Annotated in this window: 2 protein-coding genes; both read left to right on the forward strand. The window is 29.6% G+C overall.

Annotated elements, in window-relative coordinates:
* Positions 1 to 1670 (forward strand): hypothetical protein (locus ACRC03_RS08365; RefSeq protein WP_438652108.1); only part of this gene is annotated, 1670 nt, incomplete at its 5' end.
* 9 nt (positions 1671 to 1679) lie between these two features.
* Positions 1680 to 3428 (forward strand): hypothetical protein (locus tag ACRC03_RS08370; protein WP_438652109.1); only part of this gene is annotated, 1749 nt, incomplete at its 3' end.

Genomic DNA, 3428 nt, shown 5'->3' on the forward strand with positions numbered 1-3428 from the left:
AGTGTATGCTAACACTTCCTCACATAAAACATGAAAACTCTATGAAGTATGATGGGAAAGTTGAAACTGCTTATCTAAACAAAAGCTTTCAACTTGGAGAAGGTTTTGTCGATTTGAGTAATACAAATACTAGTTTAGAAAATGCAATAAACGAAGGCAAGGAGCCTTGGAGTGAGACTATATTAGCTGATGCACCTATAAGAGTATCTTTCTTAGACACAAAGCCAAAAGACGTATACATAGATGATAAGTATTATTATGGTTTAGATAATGGAGCAGTATGCGAACTTGAAGTTAAATTTGAATCTGTTAATACAGTAAATGAAATAACGCTGTCTCCTTATTGTAAATACCCTATAGATATAGTGGCTATAAGATACAAAATGAGTGATGACGAGGACGAACCACTTATTGAGATAGTTACTCCAGATAACAAAGATAAAGCCCTTAGAAGCGCATTCACAAAGAATAAAATATCATATAGATTCCCAGATATACTATGTAAGAATTTGTATATCTTATTTACTCAAAGGCATTATGCTAGAGAAACATATGTATATGACCCATCTAGTATATATAAAAGTTCTATATGGTTTGATAGTAAAAACAAAAAATCAGAAAAAGAGCAATTAGCAGTATTCAAACCATTGTATTACAATAGAGATGTATCTAGTTTTGCTTGGCAAAATGTCAATGACAAAGTAATATCTTCATCAGATGACTTAGTTAATATGTTAGTTACGGATAAGGCTAAAATAAGAAAGGTAACTAAGTATGAATACAATTACGGATTTTATAACATTGGTTGTTATAACAATCACTTTGACCGTACTGGATTTTACGTAGGAAAGTCAATTAAGCTTCAATCAAATGTAAAGAAAATAGAAATACAAACTGATGAAGTGCACCAACTAGATTCAAACAATAACATGGTAACAGACATAGAGTATTATATAACTGGAGCTACTAGTCCATCTCCAACAGAATGGATTTCTATACTTCCTAAAAATAAAGACATAATAGAAAGTGAAACGTTATTTATACAAGGAGAAACTAGAGCTTATTTAAGATTTGAAGCAGAGAAAGTGTTCTCAGTTATGAAAAATGGTATTCCAATACCAGAAGATTCTCCTGAATACCATTTAGACATAAACGAAAGAACTGGAAACATATGGTGCGTGCTAATATTTAATTATGACTATGACGCTATATACAGCATTAAATACAAACCAATAGAAGGAAGCAAATACATAGACTTAAGCTCTAAATATACAACATCAATAGAAAGCTTTGAAAGTTCTAATGATTCAACTATAAGACTTAAGAACAACCCTAGCATTGACAATTCCGACAATTATTGCTCTATATTACTTACTAACTTAGGTGAGATAAAAGAAATGCAATCAATACATTGTACCAATGTAACTAATGTAACAAACCCTGGTATTAGCTATGAGAACTTTGAAAACACTGGAGAGTATCAGTTTTATATATTAAAAAATGTTATATATCTAAATAAACCAATTCCAAAAGGATATATGATAGATGTTACTTATAGGCATTTAATAACTAACATAAGAGCAAAGGCTGTATTTAGAAGAAATACAGTAAAAGATGGGTGGCTAACTCCAATCTTAAAAGAAATAAAATATAATGTTGAAACATTCTAGGGGGATTATATGAATAGTTACAAATACAAACCTTCAACTATAATGTTTGATGAAAGAGTTAAAAAGACACTAGCTCAAATCAAGCATGAATATAACAATGGAAAAATACAAACAAAAACAGAGTACGCTTATAAAATAAAACAAGCAGTATTTGAGTTTTATGAAAGTATGGGAAAACCAAGTTACAGATACATACAAATGTCAGATGTTCCATCTTTTCCTCACTACAAGGAGATGGTAACAAATGCAAGGGGAGATATGCTTGAGATAATAACTGGGTGTGAGAATATAAATTCTATTTTATCTGAAATGAATATTCAAATGTTAGAAGAAACAGACAATATCAATAATAGCGTATCTGTTATTGATAATAAAATACAAGAAATAGAAAAAAGGATAAAAGCAGTTAGTGATGCTTCAAGTATGATATTTTGCGATTCTTTTGAGATGAACAACATAAATGACTCAGACACAAAAGAAGACGAAAGAATGCCATATGCAGACATAAGCGAGGGCGTATGTTTTTTAGCTACTAATGACCAAATAGAAGAGCTTAACTTTACAATAGATATTCTTGATTCTTCTAACGGATTTCCTGGTAATACTCACGAAGTATATGAAACTATGGAAGGGGTTAAGTATGTAGGAGAAACAGAACCTAGAATGAATCTATCTAGCTTATACTCTACTGATAACAAAGACTGGTATGAGTTTGAGATGTACACTTTAGATGGAGAAACTAAAATGAAAACATCCGCAGTTGGCTTTAAATACAAAGAGGGTACAAGTTGGATAAGTGAAGACAATGAACTTAGACTAGACTTAAAGCTTACATTTGATTTTCCAAAGAAGCTTAATTGCCTTAATATAAATGGTATACCTAAAACTAACTTTCAAACAGATTATCCAATCATAAAAGAAATAATCATAAAAGACGATTACGCAGGAGTTCAAGTTATAAAATACGGAGACTACTTATTAGAAAATACTATTATAAACTTTAAACCTCAAATAGTAAAAGAAGTAATAATAAGACTGTCTCAAAATGATAGTGTGTTAACTAGAGTTGCTAGAACTTATTCTTTATTAATAGACCCAGTAAATATACCATATTACACAAGTGATAGATATAAAGAGTATGTAAAAATAGATAAGCCAACTATAAGCATAGAAAATTTAGGATTATCTTATGATGTTAAGAACAAAAGTATTAAATACCCAAGCTCAACATCAGTTAACAGTTTCTTAAATAAAGAATATATAAAATCAAATTTGTTTTTCTCAAATATAAATTCAGAAGATAACTCAAAGCTATTCTCAGAAACCGTAAACGCTTATAGATACAAAATAGGAATTAGTCATATAGGGTTTATGTATAACGAATATACAGATTGCGGTATGTATATATCAAAAGATTTTACAGTAGATAAGCCTATAAAGAAAATAACACTTAATGCAATAGATAAAGTTCCAGAGTCTTTTAAAAAAGACGAAAACAATAAAAATGACTTTATAAATTATTATATAGGATTTGATGATGATGAAGAATGGCATAGAATCTACCCTAGATCTTCTCATATATCTGGTCCATGCAGTGTTGTAATTAACAGTTATCTAAGTATAGAATCAAGAAATCACAACGTATTATATATAGATAGACTAATAGACCCTACAAGCTTTAAAGTAAAAATAGAATTATACAGACATAAAGACATAATAAATGAAACTCCAATAATAAATGAATACAATTTAAATGTG

It is taken from the genome of Romboutsia sp., assembly GCF_051659545.1.
Classification (GTDB): Bacteria; Bacillota; Clostridia; order Peptostreptococcales; family Peptostreptococcaceae; genus JBOFOR01.